This window comes from Staphylococcus sp. GDX8P80P (assembly GCF_017893095.1).
Taxonomy (GTDB): domain Bacteria; phylum Bacillota; class Bacilli; order Staphylococcales; family Staphylococcaceae; genus Staphylococcus; species Staphylococcus borealis.
The window spans coordinates 1-499 of sequence record NZ_JAESMI010000156.1 but is presented as its reverse complement, the minus strand read 5'-3'; the positions used below and the strand labels follow the sequence as shown (position 1 = coordinate 499).

Sequence of the window (499 nt, the reverse complement as noted above, 5' to 3'; positions counted from 1 at the left end):
TACTTGGTTCTTGAACTGTGTTTGTTGGTGTTCCTTTTTCTGATGGATAATCTGGAATTGTTACTGCTCCTGTTACATCATCCTCAGTTGTTGGTGTTCCGTGATCTTTTGTGACTTCGTCTGTTGTTGGTTCATAAGCATCGTTATCTGCTTGTTCGTTTGTTGTTACTGGTACTGTCACATGATCTTCTGTGCCGTCTGGGTATGTCACTGTTACTGGAACTTCCACTGTTCCTGGTGTATTACCGTCTGGTAATGTACTTGGATCATCAACTGTGATTGTTGGTGTTCCTTTTTCTGATGGATAATCTGGAATTGTTACTGCTCCTGTTACATCATCCTCAGTTGTTGGTGTTCCGTGATCTTTTGTGACTTCGTCTGTTGTTGGTTCATAAGCATCGTTATCTGCTTGTTCGTTTGTTGTTACTGGTACTGTCACATGATCTTCTGTGCCGTCTGGGTATGTCACTGTTACTGGAACTTCCACTGTTCCTGGTGT

The 499-nt window shown here is 42.3% G+C and carries 1 protein-coding gene; it reads right to left on the bottom strand.

Annotation, left to right across the window (positions count from 1 at the left end):
- The coding region (locus KA858_RS11740) for a Rib/alpha-like domain-containing protein (protein ID WP_245342096.1) at positions 1–499 on the bottom strand (499 nt) is incomplete at both ends.